22 protein-coding genes are annotated in these 20,501 nt (G+C 46.9%); 19 read left to right on the forward strand and 3 right to left on the reverse strand.

Features of this window, described 5'->3' with window-relative positions:
• The first annotated feature begins 32 nt into the window (after positions 1-32).
• The 9 genes from EFK13_RS02475 to EFK13_RS02515 all read left to right on the forward strand — a co-directional run bounded on the left by EFK13_RS02475 (position 33) and on the right by EFK13_RS02515 (position 7,454).
• Positions 33-782: a Cof-type HAD-IIB family hydrolase gene (locus EFK13_RS02475; RefSeq protein WP_129506681.1), complete on the forward strand. Its 750-nt coding sequence runs from the start codon at positions 33-35 to the stop codon at positions 780-782.
• A 203-nt stretch (positions 783-985) separates the two neighbouring features.
• Positions 986-1,759 carry a 5-oxoprolinase subunit PpxA gene (pxpA, locus tag EFK13_RS02480; RefSeq protein WP_129506680.1) on the forward strand — a complete coding sequence of 258 codons (774 nt, stop codon included), beginning with the start codon at positions 986-988 and terminating at the stop codon, positions 1,757-1,759.
• A gap of 14 nt (positions 1,760-1,773) precedes the next feature.
• Positions 1,774-2,988, forward strand: coding sequence for an NRAMP family divalent metal transporter (locus EFK13_RS02485; RefSeq protein ID WP_129506679.1), 1,215 nt, complete (start codon positions 1,774-1,776; stop codon positions 2,986-2,988).
• Between the two features lie 6 nt (positions 2,989-2,994).
• Positions 2,995-3,786, forward strand: coding sequence for a putative hydro-lyase (locus EFK13_RS02490; RefSeq protein WP_335842568.1), 792 nt, complete (start codon positions 2,995-2,997; stop codon positions 3,784-3,786).
• Positions 3,787-3,830: 44 nt separating this feature from the next.
• Positions 3,831-4,553, forward strand: coding sequence for a 5-oxoprolinase subunit PxpB (pxpB, locus tag EFK13_RS02495; protein ID WP_129506678.1), 723 nt, complete (start codon positions 3,831-3,833; stop codon positions 4,551-4,553).
• Positions 4,554-4,555: 2 nt separating this feature from the next.
• On the forward strand, positions 4,556-5,563 hold the full coding sequence (locus tag EFK13_RS02500) for a 5-oxoprolinase subunit C family protein (RefSeq protein ID WP_129506742.1): 1,008 nt from the start codon (positions 4,556-4,558) through the stop codon (positions 5,561-5,563).
• A gap of 15 nt (positions 5,564-5,578) precedes the next feature.
• Complete coding sequence (locus tag EFK13_RS02505) at positions 5,579-6,331, forward strand: IclR family transcriptional regulator (RefSeq protein WP_129506677.1); 753 nt, start codon at positions 5,579-5,581, stop codon at positions 6,329-6,331.
• A gap of 63 nt (positions 6,332-6,394) precedes the next feature.
• Positions 6,395-7,036, forward strand: coding sequence for a spore germination lipase LipC (gene lipC, locus EFK13_RS02510; protein WP_129506676.1), 642 nt, complete (start codon positions 6,395-6,397; stop codon positions 7,034-7,036).
• Between the two features lie 172 nt (positions 7,037-7,208).
• Positions 7,209-7,454, forward strand: coding sequence for a YczI family protein (locus tag EFK13_RS02515; RefSeq protein WP_003240256.1), 246 nt, complete (start codon positions 7,209-7,211; stop codon positions 7,452-7,454).
• Between the two features lie 2 nt (positions 7,455-7,456).
• Here EFK13_RS02515 and EFK13_RS02520 read toward each other — a convergent pair whose 3' ends face one another.
• Positions 7,457-7,747, reverse strand: coding sequence for an antibiotic biosynthesis monooxygenase family protein (locus EFK13_RS02520; RefSeq protein WP_129506675.1), 291 nt, complete (start codon positions 7,745-7,747; stop codon positions 7,457-7,459).
• A gap of 151 nt (positions 7,748-7,898) precedes the next feature.
• Between EFK13_RS02520 and pbpC the strand changes: the two genes are divergently transcribed.
• From pbpC to EFK13_RS02540, 4 genes are all read left to right on the forward strand, one after another.
• Positions 7,899-9,905, forward strand: a complete 2,007-nt coding sequence (pbpC, locus tag EFK13_RS02525) for a penicillin-binding protein 3 (RefSeq protein WP_129506674.1) — start codon at positions 7,899-7,901, stop codon at positions 9,903-9,905.
• Positions 9,906-10,004: 99 nt separating this feature from the next.
• Positions 10,005-10,907 carry an aldo/keto reductase gene (locus EFK13_RS02530; protein WP_129506673.1) on the forward strand — a complete coding sequence of 301 codons (903 nt, stop codon included), beginning with the start codon at positions 10,005-10,007 and terminating at the stop codon, positions 10,905-10,907.
• Between the two features lie 188 nt (positions 10,908-11,095).
• A complete protein-coding gene (mtlR, locus tag EFK13_RS02535; RefSeq protein WP_129506672.1) occupies positions 11,096-13,180 on the forward strand; it encodes a mannitol operon transcriptional activator MtlR in 2,085 nt (694 codons plus the stop codon).
• A 209-nt stretch (positions 13,181-13,389) separates the two neighbouring features.
• Positions 13,390-14,901 (forward strand): class I adenylate-forming enzyme family protein, encoded by a 1,512-nt coding sequence (locus EFK13_RS02540; protein ID WP_129506671.1) that lies wholly within the window; start codon positions 13,390-13,392, stop codon positions 14,899-14,901.
• Between the two features lie 17 nt (positions 14,902-14,918).
• Here EFK13_RS02540 and EFK13_RS02545 read toward each other — a convergent pair whose 3' ends face one another.
• Positions 14,919-15,515 (reverse strand): class I SAM-dependent methyltransferase, encoded by a 597-nt coding sequence (locus tag EFK13_RS02545; RefSeq protein WP_193554148.1) that lies wholly within the window; start codon positions 15,513-15,515, stop codon positions 14,919-14,921.
• Between the two features lie 150 nt (positions 15,516-15,665).
• On the opposite strand from EFK13_RS02545, the gene EFK13_RS02550 reads away from it, so the two are divergent.
• From EFK13_RS02550 to amj, 5 genes are all read left to right on the forward strand, one after another.
• A complete protein-coding gene (locus EFK13_RS02550; RefSeq protein ID WP_129506670.1) occupies positions 15,666-16,526 on the forward strand; it encodes an SDR family oxidoreductase in 861 nt (286 codons plus the stop codon).
• A 15-nt stretch (positions 16,527-16,541) separates the two neighbouring features.
• A complete protein-coding gene (lyxE, locus tag EFK13_RS02555; protein ID WP_129506669.1) occupies positions 16,542-17,045 on the forward strand; it encodes a D-lyxose ketol-isomerase in 504 nt (167 codons plus the stop codon).
• An 88-nt stretch (positions 17,046-17,133) separates the two neighbouring features.
• A complete protein-coding gene (locus tag EFK13_RS02560; protein ID WP_129506668.1) occupies positions 17,134-17,685 on the forward strand; it encodes a GNAT family N-acetyltransferase in 552 nt (183 codons plus the stop codon).
• Between the two features lie 77 nt (positions 17,686-17,762).
• Positions 17,763-18,185, forward strand: a complete 423-nt coding sequence (locus EFK13_RS02565) for a pyridoxamine 5'-phosphate oxidase family protein (protein WP_003234396.1) — start codon at positions 17,763-17,765, stop codon at positions 18,183-18,185.
• A gap of 494 nt (positions 18,186-18,679) precedes the next feature.
• Positions 18,680-19,489 (forward strand): lipid II flippase Amj, encoded by an 810-nt coding sequence (gene amj / locus EFK13_RS02570; protein WP_129506667.1) that lies wholly within the window; start codon positions 18,680-18,682, stop codon positions 19,487-19,489.
• A 44-nt stretch (positions 19,490-19,533) separates the two neighbouring features.
• Here the strand turns inward: amj and EFK13_RS02575 are convergent, their stop codons facing one another.
• Positions 19,534-19,824 (reverse strand): DUF3817 domain-containing protein, encoded by a 291-nt coding sequence (locus EFK13_RS02575; RefSeq protein WP_019257503.1) that lies wholly within the window; start codon positions 19,822-19,824, stop codon positions 19,534-19,536.
• A 185-nt stretch (positions 19,825-20,009) separates the two neighbouring features.
• On the opposite strand from EFK13_RS02575, the gene lrpC reads away from it, so the two are divergent.
• Positions 20,010-20,444, forward strand: coding sequence for a transcriptional regulator LrpC (gene lrpC / locus EFK13_RS02580; protein ID WP_003240281.1), 435 nt, complete (start codon positions 20,010-20,012; stop codon positions 20,442-20,444).
• Positions 20,445-20,501: the final 57 nt, after the last annotated feature.

Below are 20,501 nucleotides of genomic sequence, written 5' to 3' on the forward strand. Positions count from 1 at the left end.
AGCACAATTTTAAGATAAAGAGAGGTACATATATGTCTGTTCAAAGAGAAGATGTGGATATCAAGCTGATTGCAATTGATATGGATGGAACGCTGCTGAATGACGAGCAGCTGATCTCGGATGAAAACCGTAAAGCCATTCGTGAAGCGGAGGATAAAGGCGTGTATGTGGTGATCAGCACAGGCCGGACGCTGATGACGTGCCGGGAGCTGGCGGAATCGCTGAAGCTGTCGTCCTTTTTAATCACGGCAAACGGCAGCGAGATCTGGGATTCGAATTTTAATTTGGTGGAACGCAAGCTGCTTCATACGGATCATATTCAAATGATGTGGGATTTGCGGAATAAGCACAACACCAATTTCTGGGCTTCTACGGTGAATAAAGTATGGAGAGGCGAATTTCCCGAAAACATTACGGATCATGAATGGCTCAAATTCGGCTTTGACATTGACGATGACGATATCCGAAACGAAGTGCTGGAGGAGCTGAGAAAAAACAAAGAGCTTGAAATCACAAATTCAAGCCCGACAAACATTGAGGTCAACGCGCTTGGCATCAACAAAGCCGCGGCCCTTGCGAAGGTTTCTGAAAAACTCGGCTTTACGATGGAGAATGTGATGGCGATGGGCGACAGTCTCAATGACATTGCGATGATCAAAGAAGCGGGCTTGGGTGTGGCGATGGGCAATGCGCAAGCCATCGTGAAAGAAACGGCGGATTGGATCACGGATACAAATATTGAGGATGGTGTCGCTAAAGCGATTCGCCATTGGGTACTATAAAAAAGGGAGTCCTAAGATGGACTCCCTTTTTTAGTTTGGCAGGTTTTCTTCTGGGACCATGGTAGGTTTTCTAACAAAAGTATTTCACAAACTTATATGATTGAATTATAATGTAACAAAGTTCAAAAATTCGGAATAGTCATTCCGAATTTCGGAACAATAAATACATAAAGCAAATCGTATGCTTTGGCAGGAGGGATTCTGTGTTTCAGGTTGATTTGAACTGTGATTTAGGAGAAAGCTTCGGAGCCTACACGATAGGCCTTGACCAAGATATTTTAGAGTATGTCACATCAGCGAACATCGCATGCGGATTTCATGCAGGAGATCCCGGTGTCATGCGAAAAACCGTCACGCTTGCTGCAGAAAAAGGCGTAAAAATCGGCGCGCATCCGGGTTTGCCGGATTTGCTCGGCTTTGGGCGCCGCAATATGGCGATTTCTCCTGAGGAGGCGTATGACCTTGTCGTCTATCAAATTGGCGCTCTCTCTGGTTTTCTAAAAGCGGAAGGGCTTCACATGCAGCACGTCAAGCCGCATGGCGCTTTATACAATATGGCGGCAGTCGATCAAAAGCTGTCGGACGCCATTGCGAAAGCTGTCTACAAGGTCGATCCCCGCCTGGTTCTTTTTGGTCTAGCTGAGAGCGAGCTCGTAAAAGCGGGAGAACGGATCGGACTGCAAACAGCGAGTGAAGTGTTCGCCGACAGAACGTATCAAGCGGACGGTACGCTCACGCCGCGCTCCCAGCCGGACGCACTCATTGAAAGCGATGATGCCGCTGTCAGCCAGGTGATCAAAATGGTGAAAGAAGGGGCGGTCAAGTCTCAGCAAGGACATGATGTGTCCTTAAAAGCAGATACGGTTTGCATTCACGGAGACGGGGCCCATGCGCTGACATTTGCGCAAAAAATCAGAAAAGAGCTTAAAGCGGCAGGAATTGAAGTGACCGCTATTTCAGCACAGAAGTCAACATAAAGGAGGAACAATAGATGGAGCAGCAGAAAAAAACAGCAGGAAAAAAAGCGGGCAGCTGGTCATTGCTGATGGGTGCCGCCTTTTTAATGGCGACATCGGCGATCGGCCCGGGTTTCCTCACACAAACCGCAACATTCACAAACACACTCGCGGCAAGCTTCGGTTTTGTCATCTTAATCTCTATCATTTTAGATATTTTCGCTCAAACCAATGTATGGCGCATCATCGCGGTTTCTGGAAAACGCGGTCAGGAAATTGCGAATATGGTGTTTCCCGGACTGGGATATTTCATCGCCATTCTCGTCGTGCTTGGCGGGCTTGCTTTTAATATCGGGAATATCGGAGGCGCCGGGCTGGGTCTTCAGGTGTTGTTCGGCATTACACCAGAAACAGGCGCATTGATCAGTGCCGTTATCGCCATTTTGATTTTTGTCATTAAAGAAGCGGGAAAAGCGATGGACCGCTTTACGCAAATCGCCGGCTTCGTCATGATTATTTTAACAGTCTATGTTGCGGCGACCACAGCTCCGCCGGTTGGACAGGCTGTGGCGAACACGTTTGTACCTGAACACATCAGTATTTTTGCTATTGTTACACTGGTGGGCGGAACTGTCGGCGGATATATCACATTTGCCGGGGGACACCGTTTGCTGGATGCGGGCATTAAAGGGAAGGAATCCATTCCCCAAGTAACAAAAAGCTCAGTTGTGGGCATTTTAATTACCTCTGTCATGCGGATCGCTCTTTTCCTTGCGGTGCTTGGCGTTGTTTCAAAAGGCCTGCACATCGATGAAAGCAACCCTGCGGCTTCAGTCTTCAAGCTTGCTGCTGGAAATGTCGGGTATAAAATTTTCGGATTAATCATGTGGTCTGCGGCCATTACCTCTGTTATCGGGGCAGCCTATACATCTGTTTCGTTTTTCAAAACCTTTTCTCCAAAAATCGAAAAGAATTCACGCGGCATTATTATCGGATTTATCGTTGTTTCCACGTTAGCTTTTGTCACAATCGGCCAGCCTGCGAAAATTCTTGTGCTTGTCGGATCTCTGAACGGCTTGATTTTGCCAATTGCGCTCGGAACGCTGCTTGTTGCTGCCTACAAGAAAAACATTGTCGGTGATTATAAGCATCCGCTTTGGCTGACAGGAACAGGCGCACTTGTTGTTATCGTCATGGCAGTTATGGGAATCTACACGTTATTTACACAACTTCCTAAATTGTGGAGTTGATAAAAGGTGGATCAATTAAACAAAATGGCGCCTCAGGATGTGCGCGCCTTAATACGAGAGGGGAAAATAACCGGGCCGACCGCCGGGATGTCCGGCGGCTATGCCCAAGCGAATCTTGTGATTTTGAAGAAGGACCTTGCGTTTGACTTCCTGCTGTTTTGCCAACGGAATCAAAAGCCATGTCCTGTGCTGGATGTGACGGAAACAGGTTCGCCTGTACCGTCTCTGGCTGCGCGGGATGCAGATATCAGAACGGATTTTCCGAAATACCGTATTTACAGGCACGGTGTCCTGACGGAGGAAGTATCTGATATCACGCCATACTGGGAGGATGACTTTGTCGGCTTTCTGATCGGATGCAGTTTCTCCTTTGAACAGGCGCTGATCAATAATGGAATAGCCGTCAGGCATATTGATGAGGGGACAAACGTCCCGATGTATAAAACGAATATCGATTGTGTTCCGGCAGGCGCGTTCCAAGGAAAAATGGTTGTCAGCATGAGACCCGTTCCTGAACGGCTGGCTGTAAGGGCCGCACAAGTGACCTCACGTTTTCCGGCTGTGCACGGAGGGCCGATCCATATCGGCAATCCAGGGGCTATCGGCATTCGCGATCTGGATAAACCGGATTTCGGAGACGCCGTTTCCATTCATGAAGGCGAGGTTCCTGTTTTTTGGGCATGCGGGGTGACACCGCAAGCTGTGGCTATGAATGTAAAACCTGAAATGGTCATCACACATGCGCCGGGGCATATGCTCATCACAGATATTCGAGACGAGTCGCTTGCGGTGCTGTAACCTCTCGTCCTCCTGATGAACGAGAAATAAAAGAGGTGAGAAAGATGACTGTACGATATCAAATCGAACAGCTCGGTGATTCTGCAATGATGATCCGATTCGGAGAAGAAATAAACGAGCAGGTCAACGGCCTTGTGCATGCCGCGGCCGCATATATAGAAGAACAGCCATTTCCGGGATTCATTGAATGTATCCCGGCTTTTACAAGTCTAACGGTATTTTACGACATGTATGAAGTGTACAAGCATTTGCCTCGAGGGATAAGCTCGCCTTTTGAGAAGGTCAAGGGCGATGTTGAAGAGAGGCTGAAGGAGATAGCCGCAGATTATGAAAACAGCCGCCGTATTGTAGAAATTCCCGTCTGCTATGGCGGTGAATTCGGGCCTGATTTAGAAGAGGTGGCGAAGATCAATCAGCTGTCACCGGAGGAAGTCATCGACATTCATACAAGCGGCGAATATGTGGTGTATATGCTTGGCTTTGCTCCCGGGTTTCCTTTTTTAGGCGGGATGTCCAAACGCATTGCCGCTCCAAGAAAATCATCGCCAAGACCGTCGATTCCGGCGGGTTCAGTCGGTATTGCCGGCTTGCAGACAGGGGTTTACCCGATTTCGACACCGGGCGGTTGGCAGCTGATCGGCAAAACGCCGCTTGCTCTTTTCCGGCCGCAGGAAGACCCGCCGACATTACTGCGGGCGGGAGACACTGTGAAATTTGTCCGCATCTCAGAAGAAGACTATCACGCCTATAAGGAGGAGTCCAATTGAGCATGAAAGTGTTAAAGCCCGGACTGCTCACAACGGTTCAGGATATAGGCAGAACGGGTTACCAAAAATATGGCGTTCTGGCAAGCGGCGCCATGGACACGGTTTCGCTGCGCATTGCCAATTTGCTGATCGGCAACAGCGAAAATGAAGCCGGTCTTGAAATTACACTGATGGGGCCCGGTCCGTCGTTTTATTTTTCAAAAACGGCGCTGATTGCGGTGACAGGGGCGGACTTCACGCTGCGCATCAATGACGAGGAAGCGCCTTTATGGAAGCCCGTGCTCGTCAAGGAAAACAGCACGGTTACCTTTGGGCCCTGCAAACTCGGCAGCCGTGCTTATTTGGCGGCAGCCGGCGGCATCGATGTGACTGCTGTCATGGAAAGCAAAAGCACGTACGTCAGAGCGGGCATTGGCGGACTTCATGGCAGAGCGCTTCAAAAGGAAGATGAGCTCACCATTGGAGAGATGTCATCCCTTTCGAAAATCATCCTTACCCGCTTAAGCCCGCAGCTTGGAAAGCAGGGGTTTGCGGCACCAAAATGGTCGGTCAGCCGCGGCAGGTTTCTGCCATTGAAAAAGAATCCCGTCATTCGGGTGCTGGAGGGAAAACAATTCGGCTTTTTCACAGAAGAATCGAAAACGCGTTTTTTTGAAGAAACGTTTCGTGTCACGCCGCAATCCGACCGTATGGGCTACAGGCTCAAAGGAGAACCGCTCGAACTGAAGGCGCCGCTTGAGATGGTGTCGGAAGCGGTTTCGTTTGGAACGGTTCAGGTGCCGCCTGACGGCAACCCGATTATCCTGCTTGCAGACCGGCAGACGACTGGCGGCTATCCGAGGATCGCACACATCATATCCGCTGATCTTCCGATTGTCTCCCAAATCATGCCGGGTGAGCACGTCCAGTTTGAGCCTGTATCCCTTCAGGAAGCGGAAGCGCTTGCGATTGAACGGGAACAGCATATAAAAGAACTGAAAACGAGAATGAAGATGGAATGGCTGACTTAACAAAGGGGATGAAAGATGCAGAATAAAAACAAAACCGTAGTCAAATCTATGGCTCTGCTTCATTTGTTTTTGCATGAACCAAGCCTTACCTTAAGTGAACTGGTGTCGAAGTCAGGCATGCCGAAAACTTCTGTTCACCGGATGGTCAGCTCTTTGGAGGAAATGGGGTTCCTCAATCGGGATGCGTCCGGCGCTTATTCGCTGGGACTGGTATTTTTGGAATTCGGACAGCTTGTTGCTGACAGGCTGGATATCAGAAAAATAGCGAAACCGGTGATGGAAGAGCTGTGCCGGGAAGTGGATGAAGCTGTGCAATTGATCATGAGGGACGGCCATGAAGCGATATACGTTGAGAAAATAGAAGGGACGCAGACTGTGCGGCTGTACACGGCGATCGGCAGACGTTCTCCCCTGTATGCGGGAGCGTGCGCCAGAAGCATTTTGTCCTTTCTTCCCCGTGAGGAAATCGAAACATACATCAATCAAACGGAGCTTGTTTCAATTGGCTCCGGAACGATCACCGATCCAGAAAAGCTGCTTCAGGAGATTGATGCATCCGTGCAAAACGGCTATACCATCAGCTATTCAGAGCTCGAAAACTATACGGCGGCCATCGGCGCTCCGATCTTTAACCATAAGCGTCAGGTGACAGCCGGCATCAGCATTGCAGGCTTTGAAGCGAGGTTTACAGAAGACAGGCTTCCGCATTTAACAGAAAAAGTGAAGGATGCCGCTTTACAGATTTCCAGAAAAATAGGGTATTCATAAGTAGCCGATCTTTTCTCCCTTGCGTACATTAACGTATCGACATTCAGGAGTGGAGGAAAGAACATGGTGCTTCGATATACAGCACTGGGGGATTCTTTGACGACAGGGAGAGGCTCCGGGCTGTTTTCTCCCGGCTTTGTCCACCGTTTCGGAGACATGATGGAAGCCGACTTGAAAGCAAATACGGCAATATCTATCTTTGCCAAATCAGGCCTTAATACAGAAGAAATTCTGGGGCTCCTGTCATATCCCTATGTGCAAAAATGCATTCAAAATGCAGACATGATAACCATCACAGGGTGCGGAAACGATCTCATCGATTCGGTCCTAGCCTACCAATCTTCGAAAGATGATACGATTTTCACCCGTGTATCCGCCCATTGCCATGAGAATTTTGAAAAGATGATTGCCAAAATCGCCGAGATCAAAGGAGAAACTCCGTCTCCGTACGCCATCCGTGTATTCAACTTATACAATCCATTTCCCGGCATTGACATCGCCGACAAATGGATCACCTCTTATAATTCACATTTAGAAACACTTGCATCGGCGCCCCATGTCAAAATCGCGGATGCCCACAGCATCTTCAAAGGAGAAGAGAAGGAATATCTGTCCTTTGACGGTGTCCATCCGAACAGCAAGGGCTATCAAGCGATGGCTGAAGCCGTTCACAAGTTAGGCTATAAAGAATTGTCAGTTTCATAGAAAACGCGCCTTATGATTGGCGCGTTTTTTATGTGTAATTGAAATATTAAAAGAAACTTAAAATTCCCTTTCTTCTGTTCTACAGATAAAAAAAGTGCGCTAGAATAATGGAGGGCGTAGGCAAATATAGCCATAACGTTCAATATTTCGTATATAAGGAAGGATGGTCCTTTTGTTTCGGATTTTTAAAATGTCTTTTGCGGTTATCATTATTATACTGGCGCTGATTGCTTTTAACTATACCGAACATACCTCTGTTATCCAATCAGTCATGCTCGTTTTTCTTGGCGCAGTCATGTTTATGCAGGGGCTTGAAGAGCGCAAAAAAGAAAACGACGGCTCAGGCGCTTTTAATATTTATACCGCCGTTTTCGTATGGTCTGTCTCTCTCATCGGTTTTACACTTCATATTATCTAAATCTATTGCACATCCAGAAAATGCTCGACCGTCGGGAACGGGGTGTAGAACCGATGAAGCAAGGCTTTCCACTCTTGATACTCTGAAGAACCGCGAAAGCCTTCCGTATGGTCCTCAAGTGTTTCCCACTCCACAAGCAGCAGATACTTATGTGTTTCTTCCATGCATTTTGATAACGAGTGCGTGATATAGCCCTTCATGCCGGAAATGATCGGCGCCGCTTGCCTGAAAGCATCCTCAAACTCTTGTTCAAGCCCTTCTTTAATGTGAAGCATTGCTGCCTCTCTGACCATGTTATCCCTTCTTTCCTTCTTTTCAAATAGTCTACAGCAAACGACAGGAGATTTCTGCAAAATCGGTGAACCTTTTCCTTCATTTTCAAAAAAATCTTGCACGCACCAATTCATTTAAGAGAAAATAACAAATGGAAGGCAGGGGAAAGTCATGTTAAAAAAGTGTATTCTACTAGTATTTCTATGCGTCGGATTGATTGGGTTAATCGGATGCTCCAAGACAGATTCACCAGAGGATCGCATGGAAGCATTTGTGAAACAATGGAACGATCAGCAATTCGATGAGATGTATCAAAGCCTGACCAAAGATGTCAAAAAAGAAATCTCCAAAAAAGATTTCATCAACAGGTATAAAACCATATATGAGCAGGCAGGCGTAAAACATCTGAAAGTCACTGCGGGAGAAGTGGATAAGGACGATAAAGACAACAAGACAATGAAGCACATCCCATATAAGGTCAGCATGGATACAAATGCGGGCAAGGTCAGCTTCAAAAATACCGCTGTGCTGAAAAAAGAAAAAACAGATGATGAGGAGTCATGGAATATAGATTGGGACCCGTCGTTTATTTTCAAGCAGTTGGCTGATGACAAAACAGTGCAAATTATGAGCATTGAACCGAAACGCGGCCAAATCTATGATAAAAACGGGAAAGGCTTAGCCATCAATACAGATGTTCCTGAAATCGGAATTGTTCCCGGAGAGCTTGGCGATAAAAAAGACAAAGTCATAAAAGAGCTCGCGAAAAAGCTTGATTTAACTGAAGATGACATCAAGAAAAAGCTGAGTCAAGGCTGGGTGAAAGACGATTCATTTGTGCCGGTCAAAATGGTCAAGCCGGACCAGCAAAAATTAGTGTCTGAGGCGACGTCATTACAAGGTGTAACAAGAACGAATGTCAGCTCCCGCTACTATCCATATGGCGAAAAGACAGCCCATTTGACAGGCTATGTCCGCGCCATCACAGCGGAAGAACTGAAGAAAAAGAAAGACGGAACGTACAGCGATACGTCTAACATCGGCATCGCCGGACTTGAAAACGTGTATGAAGACAAACTAAGAGGCACAACCGGCTGGAAAATCTACGTGCCGCAAACCGGGGAAGTTATCGCTGAAAAGAAAGCGAAGAACGGCGAGGATCTTCACCTCACAATTGATAGCAAAACACAAACAAAGCTGTATGATGAACTGAAGGATGACAGCGGGACGGCAGTCGCGCTGCAGCCAAAGACAGGCGAAACACTCGCTCTTGTCAGCGCGCCTTCTTACGATCCAAACGGATTTATTTTCGGCTGGAGCGATAAGGAATGGAAAAAACTAAACGAAGATAAAAACAATCCGTTTTCAGCGAAATTTAACAAAACCTACGCGCCGGGTTCTACGATGAAACCGATTGCGGCAGCCATCGGAATCAAAAACGGCACACTAAAAGCGGATGAGAAGAAAATAATCAAAGGAAAAGAGTGGCAAAAAGATTCAAGCTGGGGCGGCTATTCAGTGACACGTGTATCTGAGAGCCTTCAGCAAGTCGATCTGGAAAATGCCCTCATTACGTCAGACAATATTTATTTCGCGCAGAACGCGCTTGATATGGGAGCGGACACCTTCACAAAAGGCTTGAAAACGTTCGGCTTCTCAGAGGATATTCCATATGAATTCCCGATCCAGCAATCGTCTATCGCAAATGACAAGCTCGATTCAGACATTCTGCTTGCGGATACAGGGTATGGACAAGGGCAAATGCAAATGTCTCCGCTTCACTTGGCAGCTGCTTACACGCCATTTGTCGATAATGGAGATCTTGTTAAACCGACACTGATCAAAAAAGACTCACAAACAGCTGATGTCTGGCATAAACAAGTGGTTACGAAAGAAGGAGCGGCAGACATTACCAAAGGTCTGAAAGGCGTTGTGGAAGACCAGCGCGGATCAGCGTATCAGCCTGTCGTAAAAGGAATCACCGTTGCCGGAAAAACAGGAACAGCCGAGCTGAAAACATCAAAAGATGATAAAGACGGTGCGGAAAATGGCTGGTTTGTCGGCTACGATTACAAAAACAAAGACCTGCTTGTCTCCATGATGATCCAAAATGTGCAGGACCGCGGCGGCAGCCACTATGTCGTTGAGAAAGCGAAAAAGCTATTTCAATCGAATTAAATGCCTTTTTGATAGGAGCGAAAGGAAAAAGGGGATCTGAGGCCGAATGAACTAATAAGGGGCAAAACCCGGTTTATATAAAGAAAAGAGGGATTTTGCATGCAGCGTATTCAATTGGCGGAGGATCTTCAATTTTCAAGAGTCATACACGGGCTTTGGCGGCTGAATGAATGGAACTACTCAGATGCCGAGCTGCTCAGCCTCATTGAATGGTGTATCGATCACGGCATCACGACCTTTGATCATGCGGATATTTACGGAGGCTACACGTGCGAAAAACTGTTTGGAAACGCCCTTGCCCTTTCGCCCGGATTAAGGGAAAACATAGAGCTGGTCACAAAATGCGGCATCGTTCTTGAATCGCCTGAACGTCCCGCTCACAGATCGCATCATTATAACACAAGCAAATCACATATTTTGGCATCGGTTGAACAATCTCTTATGAATCTAAGAACCGATTATATCGATGTGCTGCTGATTCACAGGCCGGACCCGCTCATGGATCCGGAGGGAGTAGCAGAGGCGTTTCAGGCGCTGAAATGCTCCGGGAAGGTCAGGTACTTCGGTGTTTCGAATTTTAAAGAACACCAGTATCGCATGCTGGAATCGTATTTGCCTGAGAAGCTCGTGACCAACCAGATTGAGCTTTCCGCATATGAGTTAGAAAATGTTCTGGACGGCACTCTGAACCTGTGCCAGGAAAAACGGATTTCACCGATGGCTTGGTCACCGCTGGCAGGCGGCAAAGTTTTCACTGGTGAGACGGAAAAAGACGGCCGTGTCCGCACGGCGCTCGAATCCGTTCAGGCGGAAATCGGCGCCTCATCAATGGACGAGGTGATGTACGCATGGCTGTTCACGCATCCGGCCGGCATCATGCCGATTGTCGGAAGCGGAAAACGCGAGCGAATTTCCGCCGCGGTACATGCGTTGGCATACAAGCTTGACCAAGATCAGTGGTTCCGCATTTTGACAGCCGCACAGGGTCATGATATTCCATAACCAAAAGCATCAGCTTACAGCTGGTGCTTTTTCAATATTGTCACACCGCTTAGTGCCAAATTCCCATTTATAAGTGATTGAAACTCAATTGAAAGCGTTTTATATTATAAAGAAAACCTCTCTTTTTCCTCTCCTGTATCTCCTTGCGACTTCATCCGCACATCACGACTGTCTAGGAGGCCTTTTTTATGTATATGACTGCCAGAGAACAAAAGCTTTTAAAGCACTTATTATTACAAAACCGATATGTAACCGTAACTGAGCTTGCTGAGCTGATGGAAGTCAGCACGAGAACCATTCACAGGGAGCTCAAATCAATTAAGCCGCTGATGGAAACCGTCGGGCTTACGCTCGATAAACAGCCTGGCAAAGGGCTGAAGGCAGTGGGAAGTCCCGAGGATAAACAAAAGCTGCTGACCGATTTATCATATGAACAGCATGAATATAGCGCGGACGAAAGGAAACTGCTCATTCTCTGTTCTTTATTAGAGTCTCAGGAACCTGTCAAGCTGTACACGCTTGCACATGACCTGCAGGTGACGAATGCCACGGTCAGCTATGACTTAGACGAGCTGGAGAAATGGATCTCTCCCTTCGGATTGACACTGATCCGTAAAAGAGGCTTTGGCATCCAGCTCATAGGGCCGGAAAATGCGAAGCGTAAAATTGTCGGCAACCTAATTGTGAACCGCCTCGACATCCAAATGTTTTTGGAAGCGGTTGAATTAAACATCAAAGGAAAAGCAGATTCTTCAGAGAAAATGTTCGGCGTTGTCAGCAAAGGCGAGCTGTTAAAAATGGAGCGTATCTTATTTCAGCTGAAAGAAAAAATCGCCTTTTCATTGTCCGACAGCTCCTATATCGCGCTCGTCGTCCATCTGACGTTTGCGATCGAACGGATCCAGCTTGGAGAAACCATCACCATGGAGCAAACTGAGCTTGACGAACTGAAGAATGCCAAAGAATACAGCTCTGCTCTTGAAATCGCGGGCGAGCTTGAACGTGCCTTTGGCGTCACGATTCCGGAGGCGGAGGTCGGCTATATCACAATCCATCTTCGAAGCGCCAACCGAAAATACAAAACAGAATACAAAGCGCAGGAAATCGAACTGGAAACAGCTCTGCAAACAAAGCGGCTCATTGCTTTTATTTCAGACAAAATCAGAATGGATCTCACACAAAACTATTCTTTATATGAAGGCCTGATCGCCCACTTGGAGCCGGCCGTCAGCCGCATAAAAGAGAATATCGAAATATACAATCCGATGAAGGAACAGATCAAACGCGATTATTTTCTCCTTTATATGGCGATCGAGGAAGGCGTGGAAAAGCATTTTCCGGGCATGTCCTTTTCTGATGATGAGATCGCTTTTATCGTCCTTCACTTCGGCTCGGCTCTTGAAATCAAAAAAGAAGAAGCAAAAGTGAAAGCGCTTGTCGTCTGCTCAAGCGGGATCGGCTCTTCGAAAATGCTCGCTTCCAGACTGAAGAAAGAACTGCCGGAAATTCAATCGTTTGATATGTCATCCCTGATCGAGCTGAAGGGCAAGGACGTCCAAGCCTATGATATGATCGTTTCCACCGTTCCGATCCCTTACGAAAACATTGATTACATTATGGTCAGTCCGCTTTTAAATGAGGAAGACGCAAATCAGGTGAAGCAGTATATTAAGCGAAAAATTCCGCTCATTCTTGAGAAAAAAAGAAGCCCAAAGGAAGAAGCGCACCAAGCTGACGTGCCTGACATGCTGGCAGCGGCGGAAAGCATAGGACGGTATATGGGCGTCATGCAAGATGTGCTGCGCCACTTTACACTTACTCATCTCAAAACAAACCCTGACCAGAGCATGCTCCTGTTAGAGCTTTTCCAGCAGCTGAAGAAGGATGGCTTGATCCGAGATCCGAAAAAAGCGGCGGTTTGCTTGGCGGAGCGGGAGAAACAAGGGGGATTGGGAATCCCGGGGACAAACATGGCGCTTTATCATCTCAAAAATGATGAAATCGTCCTGCCTTTTTTCAAAATGTATGATCTCAGCACCTCTTATGAAGTGAATGGCATGGACGGAAATACCCTCAGCATGACACGCATCCTCGTGATGATGGCGCCCGATTCATTATCCGCTGAAGGCTCGGAGATTTTAAGCGCGATCAGCTCCGCCATTATTGAGAGCGGAGAAAGCATGGCGGGGTTTCAGGAAGAGGGAGAACAAGAACTGTATCAGCGGTTAAACCGCATATTTTTCACATGGATGAAAGAAAAAAACATCCTGTAATCTGCATGGCACACGTCAAAAAATTGGCGTGTGTTTTTATGTGGATGGGGTAAAAAATAAGAAAATGCGGGACTATTTTATCATTCAGTAATGGAATAATTCCAAAATGAAATAGTTTTACAAGTTATGTTTTTTGGGTTAAAATGGGTGAGGTAGGAAGAAAATCTAACAAATTATAGAAGATTCAAGAGAATATAGGAGATGACAATATGGAAACATTACAGCATCTGATTCTGCATGACATGCCGAATAGCGAAGAAATAGAGGCTGTAAAAAGCGGAGCCCATACCCTGACATATGCAGGTTACCGCAAACGGATTAACCAGCTGGCGAATGCCCTGCTGCAAAAAGGAATTCAAAAAGGCGACCGCGTTGCATTGCTTTGCAAAAACGGTCATCCCGCATCAACTGTTATGTTCGCTGCACTTGAAATAGGTGCTGTTGTCGTACCTGTCAGCTGGCAGCTGAAACCATATGAAATGACAGGCATTTTAAAAGCAAGTGAACCGAAAGCGATGTTTTACGGAGCGGAGTTTAAAGAGACACTGGACGAGGTTCTTCCTGAGCTGTCTTCACTCCGTATTACGATGGAAACAGGAACAGCTTACGAGACATCTGCTGAGTTTGAAGCTCTGTTCGCGGGACCTGATCATTTGCCCGAAACTGAAATGGTTTCTCCTGATGACACAGCGCTTCTGATGTTTACGTCTGGAACGACTGGAAACCCGAAAAGATGCATGATCACACATGGCGGCATATACAGATACGTAACAAGATCCAACAGCTCAACAACACGCATGAAGGGTCTTCGTTTTCTCGCGTGCCACCCGATTTATCATACGAGTGCGCTCATTTGCATCATGCTTGGAACCTTTGCGGGAACGACTTTCATTTTTACAAAGGATCAAGATCCTGTTCATATGCTGAAGGTCATTGAAGAAGAAAAAATTCAGAGTGTGATGGCTCTTCCTGTGTTTTACACGTACTTGCTTGAAGCGTGGGAAACGCACCAAACCGACTTATCTTCGCTTGTGATGTTGATGACAGGCGGAACAAAAGTGCCGAGCAGCCTGATCCGCCGCTACCTTGATATCGGCATTCAGCTCGCGCACGGCTATGGAAGCACTGAGGCTTGGGGAATCAGCACATGGCTGCCTGAGATGGGAATGGATAAAGCGGCATCTGCGGGGAAACCTGTGGAAGGTGTTAAAGTCAAAGTCGAAGATCCTCAGACGGGAGAAGAACTCCCTCAAGGAGAAATCGGCGAAATCGTTGTTCACACGCCATTCTTATTTAAAGGCTATGAAGACAACCCTGAAGCGACAGCGAAAGTGCTGCAAAACGGCTGGTTCAAAACCGGAGATTCAGGCTATGTGGATGAAGATGGCTTTATTTTCATCACTGGACGCTATAAGGATGTCATTATTTACGGAGGCGATAACGTCTATCCCGATCAAGTTGAGGAAGTCATCCAGCAGATCCCGGGAATCCTTGAAACAGCGGTGGTCGGTATACCAGACCCGCTGTACGGGGAAAAACCGAGAGCTTTTATCGTGACAAACGGCGGCCAGCGTATAACGGAAGAGGACGTCATCGCATTTTGTCAGGAACGCCTTTCCGCTTACAAAATCCCTGAAGTAGAATTCGTTAACGAACTGCCGAAAAATAACCTCGGCAAGGTAAAAAAAGACGTCTTGCGCAAGCAGGCCGTACATTCGTAAAAAAAGAAGCCTGTCACTTATGTGACGGGCTTTTTTGCAGTTGCACAAACGGAAAGCTCAGGCTTAATGTGTTTAAATTGCAACTCAATGTCTTCGAAGCCGGCTGCTTTGAAGTCGGCAATCATCTGTTTTCCAAATGATTTTGTTTTTTCGGGACTGGCGTCCGCTTCCCGCGGCTGCATCGTGATCGCAGTTCTGCCGCCGGGCTTTAGCGCCCGGTAAATCTGTTTCACGCCTTTTGTCTGGTCATTCCAAATGGTGTAGTTGTTAACGGAAATCACTTTATCATAAAACGAGGCGGTGAGGGGAAATGTCTCGATGCTTCCTTGTATCAAACGCACGCCTTTCGATTTTACTCTGCGGGCGGCCAACTTCAGCATAGTCTCTGACACATCAATCCCATGAAGCTGAACGTCCTTTTCGCGTTTCAGCATCTGCTGCATGCAGTATCCCGGCCCGAATCCGATTTCTAAAATGCTGTCACCGCGTGTCATCCCCAGCTGATCTATTGTCCAATGATTCAGTGTCTGATTTTCAGCAGCCATGATGTAACCGGCAATCATGCCGAATACGCCCTTTGGCTTGCTGAATTTTTTGGAAAGCATGTTAATCATTCAGCGACCTCCTTTGAAAGTTATTTCCTCCTTACGTTTCATGTGAAACATTTTTCTGATAAAGCAATGTGAAGGTGCCAACCCATGTTTATCCAACGAACGTGTGAGGTACACAACAAATAGACATGAAAACAAAGGAGGAGAATCATCATGACAAATTATCCGAAAGAACTGCCGGCCCAAACCCAAAATCGCCAGCCGGGAATCGAAAGTGAAATGAATCCAAGTCCGGTGTATGAGTACGAGAATTATAAAGGAGCGGACAAATTAAAAGGAAAAGTTGCGCTCATTACAGGCGGCGACAGCGGAATCGGACGCGCGGTATCCGTCGCTTACGCAAAGGAAGGCGCTGACATCGCTATTGTATATAAGGATGAGCATGGAGACGCTGAAGAGACGAAGAAGCGTGTAGAACAAGAAGGCGTAAAATGCCTGCTCATCGCTGGTGACGTAGGCGAAGAGGAATTCTGCAATGAAGCGGTTGAAAACACGGTGAAGGAACTAGGCGGCCTTGACATCCTTGTCAACAATGCCGGTGAACAGCATCCGAAGGAAAGCATCAAAGACATTACGAGCGAACAGCTTCACCGCACATTCAAAACAAACTTTTATTCTCAATTTTATTTGACTAAAAAAGCAATTGATTACCTGAAACCGGGCAGCGCCATCATCAATACGACATCTATCAACCCGTACGTAGGGAACCCGACACTGATTGATTATACAGCGACAAAAGGGGCCATCAATGCCTTTACAAGAACAATGGCGCAGGCGCTTGTCAAAGACGGCATCCGTGTGAATGCAGTCGCGCCGGGGCCAATTTGGACGCCATTAATTCCAGCTACATTCCCTGAAGAAACAGTCGCTCAATTTGGGCAAAACACGCCGATGGGACGCCCTGGACAGCCTGTTGAGCACGTCGGCTGTTATGTACTGCTCGCTTCAGATGAGTCATCTTACATGACAGGCCAGACATTGCATGTCAACGGCGGAAAATTTGTGACGACATAAGAGGGAGTGAGACATATGGGCATCATGAAAGAGGAAGTAAACAGCTATTATCAAAAAGCCGGTATTGTATTAACAGATGAGGAAGTAGACCAAATTCAGCTGATGGATTACGGCTTAGGAAAAGAAAAAAAAGTCGGGCTTCAGCTCTTCGTCTATGTCAATACAGACCGTTATTGCTCAAAGGAACTGGTGCTGTTTCCGGGACAAACTTGCCCGGAACACCGCCATCCGCCTGTCGACGGCCAGGAAGGCAAGCAGGAGACATTCCGCTGCCGCTACGGAAAAGTGTATCTTTACGTAGAAGGTGAAAAAACGCCGCTTCCAAAGGTTCTCCCTCCGCAGGAGGATAGAGAACATTATACGGTTTGGCACGAAATAGAGCTTGAACCGGGCGGGCAATACACGATTCCGCCGAACACGAAGCATTGGTTCCAAGCCGGGGAAGAAGGCGCCGTCGTGACGGAAATGTCTTCGACGAGCACAGATAAACATGATATCTTTACCGATCCAAGAATATAAGGATGAGGCTTACACAGCCCATCCTTTTTTGTATTGAAAAAAACGCAATCACCGCTATAATGGGTAAAAAAGGAAAGAGGGCGAGGGAATGTTCACCTGCAAGGTAAATGAGCACATCACCATTCGATTGTTGGAGCCAAAGGATGCGGATCGGCTTGCCGAACTTATTATCGAAAATCAGCAGCGGCTCGGCCAGTGGCTGTTTTGGGCGGAAAACCCGAGCAGCGCTGAAACGTACAGAGAAACGATCATTCCAGATTGGCGGCGGGAATATGCCGATCTGAACAGCATTGAAGCCGGGCTTCTCTATGACGGCAGCCTATGCGGCATGATCGGCCTGCATCATCTAGACAAGATCAATCGAAAAGCGGAAATCGGATACTGGCTTGCCAAAGAATATGAAGGCAAAGGCATCATGACCGCCGCTTGCCGAACACTCATCACGTATGCTTTTGAAGAGCTTGGGCTAAATCGCGTTGCTCTCTGTGCGGCTGTTGGGAACCACAAAAGCAGAGCGATCCCGGAGCGCCTCGGCTTTCAAGAGGAAGGAAAGGCACGGGACGGCTTATTCGTTAACGGCAGGTATCATGACCTTGTTTATTACAGCCTGTTAAAGCGTGAATGGAAAGAAACAAAATAAAGAGCGCATTTTCTTGTTTAAATCTTCCCCGGATGTGGAAAAGTAACAGCGGAGACGTTAAAAAGGAGTGATTCACGATGAATCAGCAAGACATTAAACAAAAAGTGCTTGATGTTTTAGATCACCATAAAGTAGGCTCGCTCGCAACGGTTCAAAAGGGCAAGCCGCATTCCCGCTACATGACTTTTTTCCATGACGGGCTGACGATTTACACACCGACAAGCAAGGAAACTCATAAAGCGGAAGAAATTGAGAACAACCCCAATGTCCACATTTTATTGGGCTATGATTGTGAAGGCTTTGGCGACGCTTATGTCGAGGTTGCAGGAAAAGCCAAAATCAATAATTCGGCAGAACTGAAGGACAAAATATGGAGTTCCAAATTAGAACGCTGGTTTGACGGCAAGGATGATCCGAATTTGGTGATTCTTGAAATTGAACCGGAGGATATTAGATTAATGAATGCCGGAGAGAAAACGCCTGTCTCACTCGAATTATAAAAAGTTTGTATTTGCAGGGGCGATATGTTATCATGAATAACTAAGCAAGAAAAATAAGCAAATAAAAAAGAAAGTAAACTTCTTTTTTCTGTTTTGAGAGAGAAGCTTTACCGCTTCGCAAGCAGCAAACCAGCTGTCCTTATTCTTTTCCTTCATAACAAATCGCCCCTAACGATGAGATGGAAAAAAGACTTTTTTGTTTTACAATTCACACCGGCGCGGCTTCGGAGCCGCAGTGACGATTGAGAGGTAGGGCTTTCGTTGTCTTGTGTTCAAGAAATTTCCATGGTGTTTACTTTCCAGATGATTCTTCGGAACAATGCTTTATGAATCTAACCCGCCCGATTGCGGCGGATGATATAATCTTTATTTGCGTATAGAAAAGAATAAGACAAACCGCCCGGCGCACGCCGGCGGTTTTTTTATTGTAAACTGAAACCTCTTTGACTTCTTTCGAGTCTTATCTCTAGGATGAAATTGGAGGAAGAATAACCGTGCATGTTATTACCACACAAGTGCTTTTTATTTTCTGTTTTTTGTTACTGATTCACTCGATAGAAACCTTAGCCTATGCCACAAGGCTTTCCGGGGCCCGCGTTGGATTTATTGCGTCCGCGCTTTCCCTGTTTAATGTCATGGTCATCGTATCCAGAATGTCGAACATGGTGCAGCAGCCCTTTACCGGACATTTAATTGATGATGCGGGAAAAAACGCCTTGGCGATCGTAGGCGAGCAGTTTCGCTTCTTGATTTTCGGCTCGACAGTCGGCACCATTCTGGGCATTATCCTGCTTCCGTCTTTCGTCGCTCTTTTTTCACGGGCGATTATTCACTTGGCGGGCGGCGGCGGCTCCGTTTTTCAAGTGTTCAAAAAGGGACTCTCCAAACAAGGGTTCAAAAATGCCCTTTCCTATTTGCGTCTGCCGTCTCTTTCATATGTAAGGGGATTTCACATCCGCTTGATTCCGAAGCGTTTGTTTGTGATTAACATGCTGATCACTTCCATTTATACGATCGGCGTGCTTTCGGCTTTGTACGCGGGCCTTCTGGCGCCCGAGCGCAGCACGACAGCCGTCATGGCTTCGGGCTTGATCAACGGAATCGCGACGATGCTGCTGGCCATTTTTGTTGATCCAAAGGTATCCGTTCTTGCCGACGATGTGGCAAAAGGAAAACGAAGCTATCTTTATTTAAAATGGACCTCTGTCACGATGGTCACCTCAAGAGTGGCGGGCACGCTCCTCGCCCAGCTCATGTTTATCCCGGGCGCCTACTATATCGCGTGGCTGACAAAGTGGTTTTAATAAGAAAGGCTGGATCATAAAGATCCAGCCTTTTTCGTGTTTTTTTATTTATATTTCCTTAATCCGCGGTCGTACAAAAAGTTTCCGAATGGGACAAAAGCGGCGATAAAGCCGGCGGCTGACCACTTCAGCGGCCATTTGACAGAGAAGGCCGCATACGCCAAGACAAGCAAATACAAAATGAACAATCCGCCGTGAACCGAACCGACAATGGTCACCGCGAGCGGAAGGCCTGCCCAATATTTAAGCGGCATGGCGATGAACAGCAGGATTAAGAGTGACATTCCTTCAATAAAACCCATCGTGCGAAGTCTTCCGATTGGCGTTTGCAGCATAAATCGCCCTCCTTGTGGACACGTTTTCACTCTATATGATAAACAATCCGAAGAGCGCATATGACAGCTTTCAGAAAATGTTCGGAAAACTTTCATTTTTACATGCTTTTTCTAGGGAACTGTACTTGTCATTTACAAAAATACCCGAGATAATGTGTACAAAATCATAAAAGAAGGATGTTGAAATGAAACTTGACCAGATTGATCTGAATATTATTGAGGAGCTGAAGAAGGACAGCCGTTTGTCGATGAGGGAATTGGGCAGAAAGATTAAGCTGTCACCGCCATCCGTTACAGAACGGGTGAGGCAGCTTGAATCGTTCGGGATCATCAAGCAGTACACGCTGGAGGTTGATCAGAAAAAACTGGGGCTTCCCGTTTCCTGTATTGTGGAAGCGACCGTCAAAAACGCGGATTACGAGCGGTTCAAAAGCTATATTCAAACATTGCCGAATATCGAATTTTGCTACCGGATTGCGGGCGCAGCCTGCTATATGCTGAAAATCAATGCTGAAAGCCTCGAAGCGGTAGAAGATTTCATTAACAAAACATCACCGTACGCGCAAACCGTCACTCATGTCATTTTCTCAGAAATTGACACGAAAAACGGGCGCAGTTAGAGAGTGCTTGTTCAAGTCTGTTATAATAAAAGGATGAGCGTGAAAGAAAGAGAAGTG

Source organism: Bacillus cabrialesii, from assembly GCF_004124315.2.
GTDB classification, from domain to species: Bacteria; Bacillota; Bacilli; order Bacillales; family Bacillaceae; genus Bacillus; species Bacillus cabrialesii.

Bases quoted from the DNA above. Each gene is read 5' to 3' on its own strand.
- pxpB (WP_129506678.1), top strand. From the start codon at position 3,831: ATGACTGTACGATATCAAATCGAACAGCTCGGTGATTCTGCAATGATG.
- EFK13_RS02500 (WP_129506742.1), top strand. From the start codon at position 4,556: ATGAAAGTGTTAAAGCCCGGACTGCTCACAACGGTTCAGGATATAGGC.
- EFK13_RS02565 (WP_003234396.1), top strand. From the start codon at position 17,763: ATGAATCAGCAAGACATTAAACAAAAAGTGCTTGATGTTTTAGATCAC.
- EFK13_RS02550 (WP_129506670.1), top strand. From the start codon at position 15,666: ATGACAAATTATCCGAAAGAACTGCCGGCCCAAACCCAAAATCGCCAG.
- EFK13_RS02540 (WP_129506671.1), top strand. From the start codon at position 13,390: ATGGAAACATTACAGCATCTGATTCTGCATGACATGCCGAATAGCGAA.
- EFK13_RS02520 (WP_129506675.1), bottom strand. From the start codon at position 7,747: ATGGTCAGAGAGGCAGCAATGCTTCACATTAAAGAAGGGCTTGAACAA.
- lyxE (WP_129506669.1), top strand. From the start codon at position 16,542: ATGGGCATCATGAAAGAGGAAGTAAACAGCTATTATCAAAAAGCCGGT.
- EFK13_RS02530 (WP_129506673.1), top strand. From the start codon at position 10,005: ATGCAGCGTATTCAATTGGCGGAGGATCTTCAATTTTCAAGAGTCATA.
- pbpC (WP_129506674.1), top strand. From the start codon at position 7,899: ATGTTAAAAAAGTGTATTCTACTAGTATTTCTATGCGTCGGATTGATT.
- EFK13_RS02575 (WP_019257503.1), bottom strand. From the start codon at position 19,824: ATGCTGCAAACGCCAATCGGAAGACTTCGCACGATGGGTTTTATTGAA.
- EFK13_RS02505 (WP_129506677.1), top strand. From the start codon at position 5,579: ATGCAGAATAAAAACAAAACCGTAGTCAAATCTATGGCTCTGCTTCAT.
- EFK13_RS02545 (WP_193554148.1), bottom strand. From the start codon at position 15,515: ATGATTAACATGCTTTCCAAAAAATTCAGCAAGCCAAAGGGCGTATTC.
- mtlR (WP_129506672.1), top strand. From the start codon at position 11,096: ATGTATATGACTGCCAGAGAACAAAAGCTTTTAAAGCACTTATTATTA.
- EFK13_RS02485 (WP_129506679.1), top strand. From the start codon at position 1,774: ATGGAGCAGCAGAAAAAAACAGCAGGAAAAAAAGCGGGCAGCTGGTCA.
- lipC (WP_129506676.1), top strand. From the start codon at position 6,395: ATGGTGCTTCGATATACAGCACTGGGGGATTCTTTGACGACAGGGAGA.
- EFK13_RS02475 (WP_129506681.1), top strand. From the start codon at position 33: ATGTCTGTTCAAAGAGAAGATGTGGATATCAAGCTGATTGCAATTGAT.
- lrpC (WP_003240281.1), top strand. From the start codon at position 20,010: ATGAAACTTGACCAGATTGATCTGAATATTATTGAGGAGCTGAAGAAG.
- EFK13_RS02560 (WP_129506668.1), top strand. From the start codon at position 17,134: ATGTTCACCTGCAAGGTAAATGAGCACATCACCATTCGATTGTTGGAG.